General features: G+C 69.9%; 12 protein-coding genes. 10 read left to right on the forward strand and 2 right to left on the reverse strand.

The window, feature by feature from the left end:
- Positions 1–184 precede the first annotated feature (184 nt).
- From MFF64_RS16380 to MFF64_RS16405, 6 genes are read left to right on the forward strand one after another with little or no spacing between them, the layout of a single operon-like run.
- Positions 185–1777 carry an ABC transporter substrate-binding protein gene (locus MFF64_RS16380; RefSeq protein WP_238191555.1) on the forward strand — a complete coding sequence of 531 codons (1593 nt, stop codon included), beginning with the start codon at positions 185–187 and terminating at the stop codon, positions 1775–1777.
- A 10-nt stretch (positions 1778–1787) separates the two neighbouring features.
- Positions 1788–2729 carry an ABC transporter permease gene (locus MFF64_RS16385; protein WP_099899654.1) on the forward strand — a complete coding sequence of 314 codons (942 nt, stop codon included), beginning with the start codon at positions 1788–1790 and terminating at the stop codon, positions 2727–2729.
- The gene (locus MFF64_RS16390) at positions 2726–3649 is read left to right on the forward strand and encodes an ABC transporter permease (RefSeq protein ID WP_099899652.1); all 924 of its coding nucleotides are present in this window, start codon (positions 2726–2728) and stop codon (positions 3647–3649) included. Before MFF64_RS16385 ends, MFF64_RS16390 begins: the two co-directional genes overlap by 4 nt.
- On the forward strand, positions 3642–4652 hold the full coding sequence (locus MFF64_RS16395; protein ID WP_238191557.1) for an ABC transporter ATP-binding protein: 1011 nt from the start codon (positions 3642–3644) through the stop codon (positions 4650–4652). The genes MFF64_RS16390 and MFF64_RS16395 overlap by 8 nt, the downstream gene beginning before the upstream one ends.
- Entirely contained in the window at positions 4649–5644 is a 996-nt protein-coding gene (locus MFF64_RS16400; RefSeq protein WP_099899650.1) for an ABC transporter ATP-binding protein, read from the forward strand. The genes MFF64_RS16395 and MFF64_RS16400 overlap by 4 nt, the downstream gene beginning before the upstream one ends.
- 35 nt (positions 5645–5679) lie before the next feature.
- Entirely contained in the window at positions 5680–6819 is a 1140-nt protein-coding gene (locus MFF64_RS16405) for an amidohydrolase/deacetylase family metallohydrolase (RefSeq protein ID WP_099899649.1), read from the forward strand.
- Between the two features lie 14 nt (positions 6820–6833).
- Here the strand turns inward: MFF64_RS16405 and MFF64_RS16410 are convergent, their stop codons facing one another.
- Entirely contained in the window at positions 6834–7754 is a 921-nt protein-coding gene (locus MFF64_RS16410) for a LysR family transcriptional regulator (RefSeq protein ID WP_099899647.1), read from the reverse strand.
- 95 nt (positions 7755–7849) lie between these two features.
- On the opposite strand from MFF64_RS16410, the gene MFF64_RS16415 reads away from it, so the two are divergent.
- The 4 genes from MFF64_RS16415 to MFF64_RS16430 all read left to right on the forward strand — a co-directional run bounded on the left by MFF64_RS16415 (position 7850) and on the right by MFF64_RS16430 (position 13138).
- Positions 7850–9349, forward strand: a complete 1500-nt coding sequence (locus tag MFF64_RS16415) for a CoA-acylating methylmalonate-semialdehyde dehydrogenase (RefSeq protein WP_099899645.1) — start codon at positions 7850–7852, stop codon at positions 9347–9349.
- A gap of 107 nt (positions 9350–9456) precedes the next feature.
- Entirely contained in the window at positions 9457–10599 is a 1143-nt protein-coding gene (locus MFF64_RS16420; RefSeq protein WP_099899643.1) for an isobutyryl-CoA dehydrogenase, read from the forward strand.
- A 56-nt stretch (positions 10600–10655) separates the two neighbouring features.
- A complete protein-coding gene (mmsB, locus tag MFF64_RS16425) occupies positions 10656–11543 on the forward strand; it encodes a 3-hydroxyisobutyrate dehydrogenase (RefSeq protein ID WP_238191559.1) in 888 nt (295 codons plus the stop codon).
- Positions 11544–12775: 1232 nt separating this feature from the next.
- The gene (locus MFF64_RS16430) at positions 12776–13138 is read left to right on the forward strand and encodes a response regulator (RefSeq protein ID WP_238191561.1); all 363 of its coding nucleotides are present in this window, start codon (positions 12776–12778) and stop codon (positions 13136–13138) included.
- A gap of 138 nt (positions 13139–13276) precedes the next feature.
- Here the strand turns inward: MFF64_RS16430 and MFF64_RS16435 are convergent, their stop codons facing one another.
- A complete protein-coding gene (locus tag MFF64_RS16435) occupies positions 13277–13762 on the reverse strand; it encodes a GNAT family N-acetyltransferase (protein WP_238191564.1) in 486 nt (161 codons plus the stop codon).
- Positions 13763–13853: the final 91 nt, after the last annotated feature.

Here is a 13853-nt window from a genome sequence, read left to right on the forward strand (position 1 = left end):
CCGCCGCGCGCCTCCACCCTGCAGGCTCTGGCGCGAAGCTTGCTCCCTCGGCGAGCGTGACCGTGACGACCCCCGCATTCCGCCTTGACCGAGAGATCGGACCGGGGCGAACCTCGCGGGAGAGCCGGCCCTTTCGGGGCTCGGGCACGGCTCACGACCAGAGGCCCCGCAGGCAGGATACGCCATGGACCGCAGGACGTTTCTGAAAGGCTCGGCCGCCCTCGGTGCCGCCGGCATGGCGCCTCAACTGGCCGCCCCGGCGCTCGCGCAGCCGGCGAAGGTGCTGCGCTTCGTGCCGCAAGCCAACCTGGCGAATTTCGATCCGATCTGGGGGACGCAGTACGTCGTCCGCAACGCCGCCGCCCTCGTCTGGGACATGCTCTACGGCGTCGATGCGCAACTGAAGCCCCAGCGCCAGATGGTGGAGTCGGAGGAGGTCTCGGCCGACGGCCTGACCTGGACCTTCCGGTTGCGGCCCGGCCTCAAGTTCCACGACGGCGAGCCCGTCCTGTCGAAGGACGTGGTGGCGAGCCTCACCCGCTGGATGGCCCGCGACCCGATGGGTCTCATGATCCGGGCAGTGCAGGTCGAACTCAGCCCCGTCGACGATCGCACCTTCCGCTGGCAGCTCAAGAAGCCCTTCCCCAAGCTCCTGCTGGCCCTGGGCAAGAACAACGCCCCGTGCGCCTTCATCATGCCGGAACGGATCGCCAAGACCGATCCGTTCACGCAGATCACCGAGTATGTCGGCTCGGGACCGATGAAGTTCGCCCGAGCCGAGTGGGTGCCCGGCGCCCGCGCGGTGTTCGAGAAATTCGCCGATTACAAGCCGCGCGACGAGCCCTCCTCGTGGCTGGCCGGCGGCAAGCGCATGCTGCTCGACCGGGTCGAGTGGGTGATCATGCCCGATCCCGCTACCGCGTCGGCGGCGCTCCAGAACGGCGAGGTCGATTGGTGGGAGAACCCGATCCCCGACCTCGTCCCGCTCCTGCGCAAGAATGCCAACATCAACGTCGACATCGCCGACCCCCTCGGCAATATCGGCTCGTTCCGGATGAACCACCTGCATCCGCCCTTCGACAACCCGAAGATCCGCCAGGCCGTCCTCATGGGCATGAACCAGGAGGATTACATGCGGGCGCTGATCGGTGACGACGACAAGCTGTGGAAGCCGCTGCCCGGCTTCTTCACGCCGGGCACCCCGCTCTACAGCGAGGCGGGCGGCGCCAAGATCGGTAAGGGCGACATCGCGGCGGCGAAGAAGCTCCTGGCGGAGGCCGGCTACAAGGGCGAGCCGGTGGTCTGCGTGGTGGCGCAGGACCAGCCGATCACCAAGAACATGGGCGACGTCACCGCCGACCTGCTCAAGCAGATGGGCATGAAGGTCGATTTCGTCGCCACCGACTGGGGCACCGTCGGCACGCGCCGCGCCTCGAAGGCGCCGCCGTCGCAAGGCGGCTGGAACATGTTCCACACCTGGCATGCCGGCGCCGACTGCATCAACCCGGCGGTCTACCCGGCGATCCGCGCCAACGGCGACAAGGCCTGGTTCGGCTGGCCGGACCTGCCGCCGGTCGAGGCCGGCATCACCGAGTGGTTCGACGCGGCCGATCCCGCGGCCGAGAAGGCGGCGATCGACAAGGTGAACGCCGCGGCGGTCGCCGGGGGTGTCTACGTGCCGACGGGCTACTTCCTCGGCTACCAGGCCTGGCGCAAGACCATCACCGGCGTCGGCAAGGGGCCGCTGCCCTTCACCTGGGGGGTGTCCAAGGCCTGAGGACGATCCCGTGTTCGGCTTCCTCGTCAGGCGCGTCCTTGCCGTCATCCCGGTGATGGCGGTGGTCGGGCTGTTCGTGTTCAGCCTGCTCTCGTTGGCCCCCGGCGACCCGGCGGCGCTCATCGCCGGCGACCAGGCCTCGCCGGCCGATATCGAGCGCATCCGCGCCTCGCTCGGCCTCGACCGGCCGTTCCTGGTCCGCTTCGGCGAGTGGGCCTGGCGCATCCTGCACGGGGATCTCGGCACGTCGATCTTCACCAACCTGCCGGTCACCACCATGATCGGGCAAAGGGTGCAGCCGACCGTCTCCCTGATGCTCGTCACGCTGATCTTCGCCGTCCTGGTCGCGGTGCCGCTCGGCGTCGTCGCGGCCTGGAAGGCGGGGCGGCTCGTCGACCGGCTGGTGATGGGGGCGGCGGTGCTCGGCTTCTCGGTGCCGGTCTTCGTCGTCGGCTACCTTCTGGCCTACGTCTTCGCCCTCGAACTCGGCTGGCTGCCGGCGCAGGGCTACACGCCGATCGAGCAGGGGGTGGGCCCCTGGCTCGCCAACCTCGTCCTGCCGGCGCTCACCCTCGGCCTCGTCTATATCGCGCTGATCGCCCGGGTGACCCGGGCGACGATGCTCGACGTCCTGCAGCAGGATTACGTCCGCACGGCGCGGGCCAAGGGCGTGGCGCAAGGGAGCGTGCTGTTCGTCCACGCCTTGAAGAACGCCGCGGTGCCGATCGTCACGGTGATCGGCATCGGCATCGCGCTCCTCATCGGCGGCGCCGTCGTCACCGAGACGGTGTTCGCGATTCCGGGCCTCGGCCGCCTCACGGTCGATGCGATCCTGCGGCGCGACTATCCGGTGATCCAGGGCGTCGTGCTCCTGTTCAGCTTCACCTACGTGCTGGTGAACCTGGCGATCGACCTCCTCTACACCCTCATCGACCCGAGGATCCGCTATTGAGCGCCGCCCATCCCTTGGCGCCCGAGGTGCCTGCCGGCCTCGCGGTCGCCCAGCCGCTGCCCGACCTCTACCCGCCGCGAAAAGCCTATGGGCGGATCCACCGGACTTGGCGGCGCCACCCGACCATCATGATCGGCGGCGCCATCCTGGTGATCGTCGCCCTGATGGCGATCCTCGCGCCCTACCTCTGGACAGTCGATCCCACCGCGATCAGCACGTCGCGCCGCACGCGGGTGCCCTCGGCCCAGTACTGGTTCGGCACCGACATGCTCGGGCGCGACGTCTATTCCCGCGTCGTCTACGGCGCCCGGGTCTCGCTCCTCGTCGGCTTCGCGGTCGCGCTGCTGGCTTCCCTCGCCGGCCTCGCGATCGGCCTCGTCTCCGGCATGGTGCGCTGGGCCGACGGAATCATCATGCGGATCGTCGACGGCCTGATGTCGATCCCGCCCATTCTCCTGGCCATCGCCCTGATGGCGCTGACCCGCGGCTCGATCGAGAACGTGATCCTGGCGATCACCGTGGCGGAGATTCCCCGTGTCGCGCGGCTGGTGCGCGGCGTCGTCCTGTCCTTGCGCGAGCAGCCCTACGTCGAGGCGGCGGTGACCACCGGCACCCGCATGCCGATGATCATCTGGCGCCACATCCTGCCGAACACGCTGGCGCCGATGACCGTGCAGGCGACCTATATCTGCGCCTCCGCCATGATCGCCGAGTCGATCCTGTCGTTCATCGGGGCCGGCGTGCCGCCCTCGACCCCGTCCTGGGGCAACATCATGGCCGAGGGCCGGGCGCTCTGGCAGGTGAAGTTCTACATCATCCTCTTCCCGGCGATCTTCCTGTCGCTCACCGTGCTCGCCGTGAACCTCGTCGGCGACGGGCTGCGCGATGCCCTCGATCCGCGGATGGCCAAAGATGCCTGATCTCAAGGAATCGGCCCTCCTCTCCGTCGAGAACCTCCAGGTCCATTTCCGCACGCCCGACGGGGTCAACCGCGCCGTCGACGGCGTGTCGTTCTCGATTCAGTCGGGCGAGACCCTGGCGATCGTCGGTGAATCCGGCTGCGGCAAGTCGGTGACCTCGATGTCGATCCTGCGGCTCCTGCCCGAGCCGCCGGCCCGGCTCGCCGGCGCCATCCGGTTCGAGGGGCGCGACCTCCTGAGCCTGCCCGAGCGCGAGATGCGCCGCATCCGCGGCAACGCCATCAGCGTGATCTTCCAGGAGCCGATGACCTCGCTCAACCCGGTGCTGAGCGTGGGCCGCCAGATCGGCGAGACCCTGCGCCTGCACCAGGGCCTGTCGCGGAAGGACGCCGAGGAGCGGGCGGTCGAGATGCTGGCCCTCGTCGGGATCCCGGAGCCGCGGCGGCGGGTGCGGGAATACCCGCACCAGCTCTCCGGCGGCATGCGCCAGCGGGTGATGATCGCCATCGCGCTCGCCTGCTCGCCCAAGCTCCTCATCGCCGACGAGCCGACCACGGCGCTCGACGTCACGATCCAGGCCCAGATCCTCGACCTGATGCGCGACCTCAAGCGCCGGGTCGGAGCCGCCATCATGCTGATCACCCACGATCTCGGCGTCGTGGCGGAGGTCGCCGACCGGGTAGTGGTGATGTATGCCGGTCGCAAGGTCGAGGAGGCGGCGGTGCGCGACCTCTTCCGTACGCCCCGCCACCCCTACACGCGCGGCCTGATGGGCGCGGTGCCGCGCCTCGGCGCCGCCGAGAGACCGGGCGCGCCCCAGCGCCTGGCGGAGATCCCCGGCATGGTGCCGAGCCTGAAGACCCGCATCGACGGCTGCGTCTTCGCCGGCCGCTGCCCCTCCGTCACCGATCTCTGCCGCAGCCACGCCCCGGCCCTGGAGCCGAAGGCGCCGGGCCACCTCGCCGCCTGCCACTACGCGCCGAAGGACGCGCTCGCCGCGTGAGTCAGCCCCTCCTCGCCGTCAACGACCTGCGCAAGCACTTCCTGCTCGGCGGCGGCCTGCTGGGCCGCGGCGCCCGCAGCCTGAAAGCCGTGGACGGCGTCTCGTTCACCCTGGAGAAGGGGGAGACCCTGTCCCTCGTCGGCGAGTCCGGCTGCGGCAAGTCCACGGTCGCCCGCAGCTTGATGCGGCTGTTCCCGCCGACCTCCGGCCAGGTGGTACTCGGAGGACAGCGCATCGACGACCTGTCCGCCGGGGCGCTCCGGCCCCTGCGCCGGCGGATCCAGATGGTGTTCCAGGACCCGTTCTCCTCGCTCAATCCCCGGATGCGGGTGCGCGACATCCTGGCCGAGCCGATCCGCAATTTCGGCCTTGCCCGGAATCGCGCCGATCTCGACGGGCGCCTCGCCGCCCTGATGGAGCGGGTCGGCCTGCCGCGAGAGGCCTTGTCGCGCTTTCCGCACGAATTCTCCGGCGGCCAGCGTCAGCGCATCGGGATCGCCCGGGCGCTGGCCGCCGAGCCGGACCTGATCATCTGCGACGAGGCGGTCTCGGCCCTCGACGTCTCGGTCAAGGCGCAGATCGTCAACCTGCTGCAGGACCTGCAGCGGGAACTGGATCTGGCGTTGCTGTTCATCTCGCACGACCTCGCCATCGTCGAGCACATGACCCACCGGGTGGCCGTGATGTATCTCGGCAAGATCGTCGAGATCGGCCCGCGCCGGGCGATCTTCCTGGCGCCGAAGCACCCCTACACCCAGGCGCTGCTCTCCGCCGTGCCGGTGCCGGAGCCCGATGCCGGGCGCACCCGCATCGTCCTGCGCGGCGACGTGCCGAGCCCGATCAACCCGCCGAGCGGCTGCCGTTTCCACACCCGCTGCCCGCACGCCTTCGCGCGCTGCCGCACCGAGGAGCCGCAACTCGACAAGGTCGGCGGCGACCATTTCGCGGCCTGCCACCTCGACGGCGCCGCCATGCCGGCGCAGGCCGCGTGACCGGTCCATCGCCCCTGCTCGAGAAGGAAGAAAACGTGCAGCACGAGCTGATCCTGCGGGGCGCCCGCATCATCGATCCCTCGCAGAACCACGACGGCCTCGCCGACGTCGCCTTCCGCGACGGCCGCGTCTCGGGCTTCGGCCGCGACCTGCCGGCGGGGGAGGGGACGGTTGTGCGCGAGATGAACGGGGCGATCGTCACCCCGGGCCTCATCGACCTGCACACCCATGTCTACTGGGGCGGCACCTCGCTCGGCATCGACGCCGACGAATTCTGCCGGGTCTCCGGCGTCACTACCTCGGTCGATACCGGCAGCGCCGGGCCCGGCAATTTCCCGGGCTTTCGCAAGCACGTGATCGAGCGCTCCGAGGCCCGCATCCTCGCCTACCTGCATGTCTCGTTCGCGGGCATCTACGGCTTCTCCAAGACCGTGATGGTCGGCGAGAGCCAGGACATGCGCCTGATGGCGCCTCGGGAGGCGGTCGCGGTGGCCGAGGCCAACCGCGACGTGATCGTCGGCATCAAGGTGCGGGTCGGCGCCCACGCCTCGGGCACGCAGGGGACGGCCCCCCTCGAGATCGCCCTCCAGGTCGCCGAGGAGACCGGCCTGCCGCTGATGGCCCATATCGACGAGCCGCCGCCGAGCTACGAGGCGGTGCTGGCGATGCTGCGCCCCGGCGACGTGCTCACCCACGCCTTCCGGCCGTTCCCGAATTCACCGGTGACGGCGCAAGGAGCCGTGAAGCCGGCGGTGCGCGAGGCGCGCGAGCGCGGCATCCTGTTCGATATCGGTCACGGCAAGGGCTCCTTCGCCTTCAAGACCGCCCGCGCCATGCTGGCCGGCGGCTTCCAGCCCGACACGATCTCCTCGGACGTCCACGCGCTCTGCATCGACGGTCCGGCCTTCGACCAGGTCACCACGATGTCGAAGATGCTCTGCCTCGGCATGAGCCTGACCGAGGTCGTCGCCGCCTCGACGGTGAATGCCGCCGTGGCGCTCCAGCGCATGGAATACGGCAGCCTGAAGGTCGGGTCGCTCGGCGACGCGACCGTCCTGGCCGTGCGGGAGGGGGAGTTCGACTACGTCGACGTGCTGGGCGAGCACATGACCGGGGACCGGCGGATCACCTCGGAGGGCGTGGTGCTGCGCGGGCGGTGGTGGCATCCGGTGTGAGGGCCTGAAACGCCTCACCCCCCAGGCGCGAACAGCTCCCGCTCCGCCTCCACCACCGCGTAGATGTGCTCGGCGACCGCGCGGATGCGGGCGAGGTCGCGGCTGTCGGCGTGCATCATCAGCCAGAAGCTGCGAGTGAGCGACACCGCGTCCGGCAGCACGCAGGCAAGGTCAGGGCGCCGGGCGGCCATGAAGCAGGGCAGCACCGCGAGGCCGAGACCCGCCACCGTCGCCTGCAATTGGGCGTTGAGGTTGGCGCTGCGCAGGCGCGCGCTGGCCCCCGGCGCGACCTGGTGCAGGTAGTCGAGTTCCGGCGAGTAGAGCAATTCGTCGATGTAGCCGATGAAGCGGTGGCCCTCGAGGTCGCGGCGCTCCCGGATCGGCGGATGCGTCGCGAGGTAGGCGGGGGCGGCGTAGAGCTTGAGCGCGTAATCGGTGAGCTTGCGCCCGACGATGCGGCCCTCCGGCGGCAGGCTCAGGCCGATGGCGATATCGGCCTCGCGCTTCGACAGGCTGAACAGCCGGGCGGTGGCGACGAGTTCGATGTCGAGCTCGGGGTGGCGCTCGATGAGGGCGGTGAGGCGGGGCGCCAGGAAGGCGCTGCCGAAGCCGTCCGGCGCGCCGATCCGCACCGTCCCGACGAGCTGCGACGCCGCCCGGCCGATCGTCGCCTCGCCGTGGATGATCTCCGATTCGATCGCATCGGCGGTCGCCACCAGCGCCAGGCCGGCTTGCGTCGCGGTGTAGCCCGAGGCGCGGCGGTGAAAGAGCTTCTCGCCGAGGCGCCGCTCGAGTCGGTCGATCCGCCGGATCACCGTGGCGTGGTCGACCCCGAGCCGGCGCGCCGCCGCCGAGACCGTGCCGGCCCGGTGCACCGCGAGCACGAAGCGGTAATCGTCCCACACGTCCCCTTTGGGCCCATCTCGTTCCCGCATCTGCGCACACCCGTTCCGCTCTCCCGCCCCTTCCGCTATGGGGATCGCCAGGGCAAGGTGGCCCCAACACACGATCGATCCAGGGAGGATCCCTCATGGCGCGCGAAGTCGGGCACTTCATCGGCGGCGAGCACGTTCCCGGCCGCTCGGGCCGGTATTCCGACATCTACCAGCCGATGACCGGCGAGGTGGTCGGGCGCTTGGCGCTGGCGAGCCAGGCCGAGATGCGCACTGCCATCGAGAACGCCGCCAAGGCGCAGGTGACGTGGGCCGCCACCAACCCGCAGCGTCGCGCCCGCGTCATGATGCGCTTCCTCGACCTCGTGGCGCGCGAGATGGACAGCCTCGCCGACCTGCTCGCCCGCGAGCACGGCAAGACCATCCCCGACGCCAAGGGCGACATCCAGCGCGGCGTCGAGGTGGTGGAGTTCGCCTGCGGCATCCCGCACCTGCAGAAGGGCGAGTACACGGAGGGCGCGGGCCCCGGCATCGACATCTACTCGATGCGCCAGCCGCTCGGCGTCGTGGCCGGCATCACGCCGTTCAACTTCCCGGCGATGATCCCGATGTGGAAGTTCGCCCCCGCCATCGCCTGCGGCAACGCCTTCATCCTCAAGCCCTCGGAGCGCGATCCGGGCGTGCCGATGCGGCTCGCCGAGCTGATGATCGAGGCAGGGCTCCCGGCCGGCATCCTCAACGTCGTCAACGGCGACAAGGAGGCCGTCGACGCGATCCTCGACGACGACATCATCCAGGCGGTCGGCTTCGTCGGCTCGTCCGACATCGCCCAGTACGTCTATGCCCGGGCGACCGCGAGCGGCAAGCGCGCCCAGTGCTTCGGCGGCGCCAAGAACCACATGATCATCATGCCAGACGCCGACATGGACCAGGCCGTCGACGCTCTGATGGGCGCCGGCTACGGCTCGGCCGGCGAGCGCTGCATGGCGGTCTCGGTGGCGGTGCCGGTCGGCGAGAAGACCGCCGACGCCCTGATGAGCAAGCTGATCCCGCGGGTCGAGAGCCTGAAGATCGGCCCCTCGACCGACCCGAGCGCCGATTACGGCCCGCTGGTGACGAAGGCCGCCCTGGAGCGGGTGCGCAACTACGTCGAGATCGGCGTGAGGGAAGGCGCCAAGCTCGCGGTCGACGGCCGGGCCTTCAAGATGCAGGGCTACGAGAACGGCTTCTACATGGGCGGCTGCCTGTTCGACCACGTGACGCCGGAGATGCGGATCTACAAGGAGGAGATTTTTGGGCCCGTGCTGTCGGTGGTGCGGGCCAAGGACTACGCCGAGGCGCTGCGGCTGCCCAACGAGCACGAATACGGCAACGGCGTCGCGATCTTCACCCGCGACGGCGACGCAGCCCGCGACTTCGCCGCCAAGGTCCAGGTCGGGATGGTCGGCATCAACGTGCCGATCCCGGTGCCGCTCGCGTACTACACCTTCGGCGGCTGGAAGCGCTCGGGCTTCGGTGACCTCAACCAGCACGGGCCCGACGCCGTGCGCTTCTACACCAAGACCAAGACGGTCACCCAGCGCTGGCCGTCGGGGGTGAAGGAAGGCGCGCAGTTCTCGATGCCGGTGATGCAGTAAGCGCACCCCGACGCGCAGATTTCCTCCTCTCCCCGCCCGCGGGGAGAGGGGACACCCGCGCCTCTCCGGCCGGGCAAAGACCAAATCCGAACAGGAGAACCGCCGCCATGACCCTGTTCACCCTCCCCGAGGACCAGGTCGCCATCCGCGAGATGGCGCGCAGCTTCGCGGCCGAGCGGATCGCGCCGCACGCCCTCGACTGGGACGAGCGCAAGCACTTCCCCCTCGACGTGCTGCGGGAAGCCGCAGGGCTCGGCATGGGCGGCATCTATATCTCCGAGGAACATGGCGGGTCGGGGCTCACCCGGCTCGACGCCGCGCTGATCTTCGAGGCGCTGAGCCTCGGCTGCCCGACGGTCGCGGCCTTCCTGTCGATCCACAACATGGCCGCGTGGATGATCGACAAGTTCGGCTCGGCGGCTCAGCGCGAGCGGTTCCTGCCCTCGCTCTGCCGCATGGACGCCGTGGCGGCCTACTGCCTGACCGAGCCGGGCTCGGGCTCGGACGCCGCCTCGCTGCGCACCACCGCCCGGCGCGAGGGCGACCATTACGTCCTCAACGGCGCCAAGCAGTTCATCTCGGGGGCCGGCGCGGCCGACCTCTACGTCACGATGGTCCGCACCGGCGAGGCGGGGCCGAAGGGCATCTCGACCCTGGTGGTGCCGGCCGATGCGCCGGGCCTGTCCTTCGGGCCGAACGAGCGCAAGATGGGCTGGAACGCCCAGCCGACCCGGGCGGTGATCTTCGAGGAGTGCCGGGTCCCGGTCGCGAACCGCCTCGGTGAGGAGGGCATCGGCTTTCGCATCGCCATGGCGGGGCTCGACGGCGGCCGGCTCAACATCGGCGCCTGCTCGCTCGGCGGCGCGCAAGCCGCCCTCGACAAGAGCCTCGCCTACATGGCCGAGCGCAAGGCCTTCGGGAAGTCCCTCGACGCGTTCCAGGCCCTGCAATTCCGCCTCGCCGACATGGCGACGGAGCTCGAGGCCGCCCGCGCCCTCCTCTACGGCGCCGCAGCCAGCCTCGACCGGGGCGATCCGGACGCCACCCAGCGCTCCGCCATGGCCAAGCGCTTCGCCACCGATACCGGATTCCGGGTCGCCAACGAGGCGCTGCAGCTCCACGGCGGCTACGGCTACCTATCGGAATATGGGGTTGAGAAGATCGTCCGCGACCTGCGCGTGCACCAGATTCTGGAGGGCACCAACGAGATCATGCGGGTGATCGTGGCGCGGGGGCTTGTTGCGGGCTGACGATCAGGCCTTCAGCTCATCACGAAAGCAGACATCAGCAGAGGAAACGCTGAGCCATGACGCAGATCGCCTTCCTGGGCCTCGGCAACATGGGTGGCCCGATGGCCGCCAACCTCGTCGCGGCCGGGCACGCGGTGACGGGCTTCGACCTGGTGCCGGAGGCGCTCGACGCCGCCCGCACCGCCGGGATCGCCGTGGCTTCGAGCGCCGAGGCGGCGGTGAAGGGGGCCGAGGTCGTTGTCACCATGCTGCCGGCGGGCAAGCACGTGCTGGCGGTCTACGACGCGGTGCTGCCGCACGTGGCAAGCGGCGCCCTGATGATCGACTGCTCGACCATCGACGTCGCCAGCGCCCGGGGGGCGCACGAGAAGGCGCAGGAGCGCGGCCTTGCCGGCCTCGACGCCCCGGTCTCCGGCGGCGTCGGCGGCGCCAAGGCGGCGACCCTGACCTTCATGGCGGGGGGGACGCCGGACGCTTTCGCCCGGGCCGAGCCGATTCTCGCGAAGATGGGCCGCAAGGTGGTGCATTGCGGCGAGGCCGGCGCCGGCCAGGCGGCCAAGATCTGCAACAACATGATCCTCGGCATCTCGATGATCGGCGTCGCCGAAGCCTTCGTGCTCGCGGAAAAGCTCGGCCTGTCGCATCAGGCGCTGTTCGACGTCGCCTCGACCTCGTCGGGCCAGTGCTGGTCGCTCACCACCTATTGTCCGGTCCCCGGCCCGGTGCCGGCCTCGCCCGCCAACAACGATTACAAGCCGGGCTTCGCCGCCGCCCTGATGCTGAAGGACCTGCGCCTGGCGCAGGAGGCCGCCGCGGGCTCCGGCGCCGCGACGCCGCTCGGCGCCCACGCGGAGGCGATCTACGCCGCGTTCGAAGCGGCAGGGCAGGGCGGCGCCGACTTCTCCGGCATCATCCGACACCTGCGCGAGGCCGGGCGGGACTAAGCAACATTGCAGGGCGCTATGTTGCTTGGACTCTTGTCTTTGCGTCGCTTCCATTGCCGAGCGGGTGACCGCGTCGGCAAATGATGCTCAGGCCCGCTCCCTAAGCGCCGCCGAGGACGAGATCGAAAGGTCGATCGCGGCGGCCTCTCCCGCGGCGGCCTCCCCCTCGCAAGTCGAGGCTCCCGGGCAGCCTCTCCATCCGTTCACGATCGGATGCGAGGCCTGGGGGCACCTTGCGGCGCGTGGGCGCTTAACAGAAGACAAAGATCCTAACTCGCTTTCGGTGTAGGGCCGATCGCATCGGATCGGGCGAAAGCGCGTCGATGGGTGGAGACGAGAAGAGGCTGCTTCGTGCTCGGCCGCCTGCCGCAGCGCATCTCGATGTCTCGTCGTCAGATACTTGGCCTTCGGATGCCTATCCTTTCGGCGTCGGCGAGAGGGCCCGGCGCATCCGTACCCACGATTGCGGCATGCCGGGCGCGTATGCCCGGTGCGTGGACGATGTCTCGATCTCCCTCGACTCGCTCGCCTGCGGTTTCGCGGCCGCGCGGCGAGAGCCGGTCATCACCCCCAGCTCCGAGACGACCGACGGGCTCGACCGCCGGGCGGCTATGCGCAGCGACAACAACGCGGGCTGGCTCAACCTGATCCTGCCCGAGGATCGCGGGCACGCGCTCGCCCGCATCCGGCGGGTACTCGCGGGCGAGCGCGTCGATGTCGAGGTCCGCGTCCGGCGACCTAGCGACGGCGAGGTGCGCAACACCGACTTTCCCATGCACGATGCGGCCGGCGCAGTGCGCTGGCTCGGCGGCCGGGACATCACGGAGGAGCGGGACACGGGGGGCGCGCGGCGCGCGCATCCGGCTCGACGGGCCCGAGGTGAAGCTGCGCAGCTCGGTCATCCAGACCCTGGCCCTGTCGCTGCACGAGCTGGCCACCAATGCCCGCAAGGGCGGCGCCCTCGCGACCGGGCGGGGGCGCCTCGCGGTGACGTGATCGGTCCACGAGGCGGGCGAGGGCCCGCGGCCGGTCGTGGACTGAACCGAGCACGAGGGCACTCCGGTCGCGGCCGGAGCGGAGCCGGAACAGCGCGGCTTCGGCCGCGAGCTGATCGAGCCGGAGCTCCCCCACGCGCTCAAGGACCGGACGCACTACACCCTGAGCGAGGGCGGCGTGCATTGCTCCATATATCTGCCCCTCGCCAAACGACCTCGACGCGAGGGAGCCCGATCATGACCAGGCTGGACACGCCTCGCGGCTACCGGGTGCTGCTGGTGGAGGACGAGTACTTCATCGCCATGGAACTGGCCGACCTCTTCCGGCGCCGGGGCGCCGAGGTGCTGGGACCGGTACCGACGGTCGACCAGGCGCTCGACCTCATCGCCGCGACCTCACGGCTCGACGGTGCCGTGCTCGACATCAACCTGCACGGCGAGATGGCCTACGACGTCGCCGACGTGCTGGAGGCGCGCAAGGTGCCGTTCGTCTTCGCCACCGGCTACGACCGCGAGGTTCTGCCGCCACGCTTCGCGGGTGCCCGCGTCTGCAACAAGCCCGTGGTGGCGGAGCAGGTGGTGCGGGCGTTGCTGGGGTAGGCGGTACCGGGCTCCAGGCGAGCCCGTCCGGCGGCGATACTCGGCCGTCGATCCGTCTCGCCACACTGGGACGGCGGTGGTTCGGGATTCTCCGATGTGACGATGCCGCAGACCTGCGCCCAGCTCGCACGGGGCAGGCTAACACCCCGCGAGCGGAAGCTCGAAGCGTGGACCACCAGGCGAGAGAGCCGCGAAGCCGAGCATCCGGTAGAATGATTGCGCGCGATGGTTGTCGGGGTGGGTCCCGACCACGAGCCGGGCGCACCCTTGTGCCTCAGCCTCGGTTCTCGCCGCGTTCACCAATGACCGTCCGGCTCCGGAGCCTCTGGCCGCAGGGGCGACGAAGAGATGGTGAAGGTCCATGGCGCGAGCCGCATATTGGGCACGATACAAGCGGATGAGAAGAGCATAGCCGGTCAAGCCCTGCTCTCGCTCTACAACCAGCGCCGTCGCCCAGGGCGGCGAGGCAAAGAGATCTGACCGAAGGGTTTCGGCGTCGGTGGTCGCGCGGTCGCCGTGATGCGCGGCCAGCTGACAGATCAGCCCGGCCAGCGCCTCGGCATCGTCCGGGACGGCGTGACGGATGACGATGGCGGTCCGCATCCGGGAAGGGTTGTCCAGCATGAGCATCGCCTTGTGATGATAGGCGCCGCAGCGTGAAAGTTTGTTTGATCCGCTGCGTCGATCAACCTGGCACTCAGGCGGACATCTCTCT

The sequence above is a fragment of the Methylobacterium frigidaeris genome, from assembly GCF_022179185.1.
GTDB classification, from domain to species: Bacteria; Pseudomonadota; Alphaproteobacteria; order Rhizobiales; family Beijerinckiaceae; genus Methylobacterium; species Methylobacterium frigidaeris.